A 2937-nucleotide genomic window follows, 5' to 3' on the forward strand; every position below is an offset into this window, starting at 1 on the left:
GGCAGAACTCGAACCCCTGCTGGCCGACTACGACCTGGACTGCACCACCTGCCACGCCCGCCACGCCGCGGTCCTGGAGCCGGCGCTCGGCGCCCAGGCCGACGTGCTGACGCGGCAGATCGCCCAGTTCGATTTCGACCAGGCCTTATCGACCCTGCGCGCCGCAATGGAGGCATGGCCCGCGCCGAACTGAAGGTAGGCAAACATGCACGATGTCAGGCTGACCCGCTGGGCCGTCGCCCTGCTGATCGCCGCCCCGCGGGCCGGGGTGGCGCTGGCGGCCGACGGGGCCACCGATGCCGCGGCGTGGCCGATGCTGGCCGCCGGTGCCACGTTCGTTGCGTTCGGGGTGCTGGCGGCGCACCGCTGGCGACGGTTGCGCGCCGCCGATGCCGCCGCCTTGCGCCAGGCCTGCGACGAAGCCGCCGCCGCCCGGCGCACCGCCGAAGCCGCCCGCGAGCAGCTGGCGGAAACCCTCGACGCGCTGCCCGACCTGTATTTCGAACTCGACGCCGACGGCCTCTACCTCGACGTGCACACCGGTCAGGACGGGTTGCTGGCGGCTCCCCGTCAGACGCTCGCCGGTCGCCGGGTGGACGAGGTGCTGCCCCCCGAGGCGGCCCGGACGGTGCATGAGGCGCTGGCGGCGGCCGCCTGCCGGGGCAGCGATTACGGCCGTTGTTTCGCGCTCGACATGGCCGGCGCCGAGCACTGGTTCGAACTCTCGGTGACCCGCGCGCGGGCCCGCCCCGACTTGCCCGCGCGCTTCATCGTGCTGTCCCGCGACATCAGCGTGCGCAAGCAGGCCGACCTCGACCGGGCCCGCTACCGTAGCCACCTCGAGGAGGAGGTGGCCCGCCGCACCGCCGATCTGGCGGCGGCGATCGAGGAGCAGGAGGCCATCTTCGATTCCGCCAGCGTCGGCATCGTGCTGCTGAAGGCGCGCCGCATCGTGCGCACCAACCGGCGCATGGACGAGATGTTCGGTTACCCGGCGGGCGCCCAGGTGGGCCAGGCCACGCGCATCTGGTATGCCAGCGACGCGGACTGGGCGGCGGTGGGCGAGGAGGTGGCCAGCCTGGTGTGGGCCGGCCGCACCCATCGCCGCGAGCTGGAAGTGCAGCGCCGCGACGGCAGCCGCTTCTGGGTGCGCATGTCGGGTCGGGCGATCGATCTGGCGCAGCCCGAGAAGGGCATGGTCGGCATCATCGAGGACATCACCGCCGAGCGTGCCGCCGCCGAGGAAATGCAGCGTGCCCGCCAGCTCGCCGAGGAGGCCGCGCGGGTCAAGGCGGATTTCCTCGCCAACATGAGCCACGAGATCCGTACCCCGATGAACGCCATCGTCGGCATGGCCTACCTGACCCTGCGCACCGGGCTTACCGAGCGCCAGCGCGGCTACGTCGAGAAGATCCAGGTGGCCAGCCAGCACCTGCTGGGCATCATCAACGACATCCTGGATTTTTCGAAGATCGAGGCCGGCAAGCTGGTGGTCGAGCATGTGCCCTTCACCCTCGACCGGGTGCTCGACAACGTGGCCGGCCTGATCGCCGGGAAAACCGCCGAGAAGGAGCTGGAACTGATCGTCGATGTGGCCGACGAGGTGCCCAACGCGCTGGTGGGCGACCCCCTGCGGGTGGGGCAGATCCTGATCAACTTCGCCAACAACGCGGTCAAGTTCACCGCGCGCGGCGAGGTGGCGATCCGCGTCACCCGGGTGGCCGACTGCGCCGGCGACGTGATGCTGCGCTTCGCGGTGAGCGACACCGGCATCGGCATCGCCGACGATCAGCGGGGGCGCCTGTTCCGCAGCTTCGAGCAGGCCGACACCTCGACCACCCGCAAGTACGGCGGCACCGGGCTGGGGCTGGCGATCAGCAAGCGCCTGGCCGAGCTGATGGGCGGGGAAGTGGGCTTCGACAGCACCCTCGGGTTCGGCTCGACCTTCTGGTTCACCGTGCGCCTCGGCCGCGGTGCCGCCCAGCCCCGGCGCTTCGTGCCCCATGCCGATCTGGTCGGGCGGCGAATGCTGGTGGTGGACGACAACGCCCACGCCCGCGACGTGCTCGGTGAGATGCTGCGGCGCATGAGCTTCGCGGTCACCGCGGTCGAGTCCGGCGCTGCGGCGCTCGACGAGATCGTCCGCGCCGAGCGGGCCGGCGCCCCCTTCGCGGTGGTTTTCCTCGACTGGCAGATGCCGGAGCGGGACGGCATCGCCACCGCCGGCGACATCCGCGCGCTGGGCCTGCTCCAGCCGCCCGCGCTGGTGATCGTCACCGCCTACGGTCGCGACGAGCTCATCGACGCCGCCGAGCACGCGCAGATCCGCGACGTGCTGATCAAGCCGGTCACGGCGTCGCAGCTCTTCGACACGGTGGTGCGTCTGCTCAGCGACGCCGGGGCGGACATGCCGCGCCCGGGCGCGGTGGAGCCGGCTCCGCTGGCCGCCGACCTCGCCCCCATCGCCGGGGCCCGCATCCTGCTGGTGGAGGACAACGAGCTGAACCAGCACGTCGCCACCGAAATGCTGAGCCAGGCGGGCTTAGAGGTGGACGTGGCTGAAAACGGCGCGGTGGCGCTCGAGCAGGTGGCTCGCCACGACTACGCGCTGGTGCTGATGGACATGCAGATGCCGGTGATGGACGGCCTGACCGCGACCCGGGAAATTCGCCGCCAGCCCGATCTGGCCTGGCTGCCCATCGTGGCGATGACCGCCAACGCGATGAGCGGCGACCGCGACCGCTGCCTGGCGGCCGGGATGCAGGACCACATCGCCAAGCCCATCGACCCGGCGCAGTTGTGGTCGGTGCTGCGTCGCTGGATCGCACCCCGGCAGGTTCCCGCGCCGATGCGCCCGCCGGCCGCCCCCGCGCCGGCCGGCGCGCTGCCCACCCTGCGCGACATCGAGGGGCTGGACGTGGCGGCCGGCGTGCGCAA

2 protein-coding genes are annotated in these 2937 nt (G+C 71.8%); both read left to right on the forward strand.

Annotated elements, in window-relative coordinates; translation table 11 throughout:
* A partial coding sequence (locus ACE3P2_RS05935) for a hypothetical protein (RefSeq protein WP_374262099.1) occupies positions 1-193 on the forward strand: 193 nt, incomplete at its 5' end.
* A gap of 12 nt (positions 194-205) precedes the next feature.
* Positions 206-2937 (forward strand): response regulator (locus ACE3P2_RS05940; protein ID WP_374262102.1); only part of this gene is annotated, 2732 nt, incomplete at its 3' end.

The sequence above is a fragment of the Zoogloea sp. genome (assembly GCF_041911615.1).
GTDB lineage: Bacteria > Pseudomonadota > Gammaproteobacteria > Burkholderiales > Rhodocyclaceae > Zoogloea.